Source organism: uncultured Streptococcus sp., assembly GCF_938036805.1.
Taxonomy (GTDB): Bacteria; Bacillota; Bacilli; order Lactobacillales; family Streptococcaceae; genus Streptococcus.
This window is the reverse complement of record NZ_CALHWC010000100.1, coordinates 1-1279: the sequence shown is the minus strand read 5'-3', so window position 1 is coordinate 1279 and position 1279 is coordinate 1. Positions and strand designations below refer to the sequence as shown.

General features: G+C 39.5%; 3 protein-coding genes. 2 read left to right on the top strand and 1 reads right to left on the bottom strand.

Features of this window, described 5'->3' with window-relative positions; translation table 11 throughout:
* Positions 1 to 230, top strand: a 230-nt coding sequence (locus Q0191_RS03975) for a DNA-3-methyladenine glycosylase I (protein WP_297664041.1), incomplete at its 5' end; no start/stop codon positions are given.
* 4 nt (positions 231 to 234) lie between these two features.
* On the top strand, positions 235 to 891 hold the full coding sequence (locus tag Q0191_RS03970; RefSeq protein ID WP_297664039.1) for a CPBP family intramembrane glutamic endopeptidase: 657 nt from the start codon (positions 235 to 237) through the stop codon (positions 889 to 891).
* 49 nt (positions 892 to 940) lie between these two features.
* On the opposite strand, the gene Q0191_RS03965 is transcribed toward Q0191_RS03970, so the two are convergent.
* A partial coding sequence (locus tag Q0191_RS03965; protein ID WP_297664037.1) for a helix-turn-helix domain-containing protein occupies positions 941 to 1279 on the bottom strand: 339 nt, incomplete at its 5' end.

The window sequence follows — 1279 nt, the reverse complement described above, 5'->3', positions numbered from 1 at the left end:
AGCAGTTTGGCTCTTTTAATGACTATATCTGGTCTTTTGTAGACTTCAAAACGATTAACAATCAGATTGTCCATTACAAGGAAGCACCTACTAAGACAGAGCTGTCAGAAACTATGTCCAAGGCGCTGAAAAAGCAAGGCTTCAAATTTGTCGGTCCTGTTTGTGTCTATTCATTCTTAGAAGCAGCTGGCCTTATCAATGACCATGAAAATAATTGTGATTGGAAGTAGAACAATGAAAACAAGAAAATTTCTCCTTATTTTTATCACCCTCTATACGATCTTATTCCTAGGTAGAGGCTTGCAGTTGATTGGGATAAATTGGTTGATTTACCCAGTTTATTTCCTTTTATTTATATTGGGAATCTTAGCTTATCGTGAAGAATTAAAGGAGCAGCTGGCCTTGATTCTGACTAAAAAGAAGGAATTTCTAAAAACGATCTCCTTGTATATGGTCTTTATTTTCCTCCTGTCCATTGCCTGCAACCTGCTTTCAGTTCTGATTAAACAGAGTCTGGGTTTGCCATTGCAGGGACAGAATGATGCTAGTATTCAAAGTGCCTTGTCGAAAAATCCCTTTCTAATCTTTGTGATCGGCTGTTTTATCGGGCCAATCGTTGAAGAGTTTTTCTTCCGTCGCTTTTTCCTAGGCAGCTTCTTGGCAAAATTCTCTAACTGGCTAGGTATTGTGCTAACCACTGTTCTATTTGCTACCCTTCATATGCACAGCTGGGCCTTGTCAGAGTGGGTGACAGCCATTTCCTATGTTGCCGGAGGTCTTCTTCTCTCGCTCCTGTATCTGAGAAAGGACAAAAATATTTGGTATCCAATTGTCCTCCATTGTTGCAACAATATCATTGCTTTCATTATTACCTTATTGACTATAAATTAATAAAAATCTAGAAGTTCAAAACTTCTAGATTTTTATTATCTCTACTCTCTTATTCCTCTTTCTGCATCCAAATCTTTTCCTTGCTAAAGATGCGCAGCTCATAGAAGAGCATAAAGAGGGTGGAGATGAGGAAGCCAGCCATAAAGATATGGTGCAAATATGCAAAAATAGCAATTTCAACCAAAACGGAGAAGAGATAGAAAATGACCAAATAATGCCATTTCTTAGCCTTACTGTCTTCGATAACCTTTTTCTCCAAGCGCCCATCCTCCTTGATGAGTGTGTCCAGGCTGATATCAAACTCCCGACTGATAGCGATGAGATTTCCAATATCAGGGATACCTTTTTCGCTTTCCCAGCGGGCAATGGCGGAGCGGGAAACTTTGAG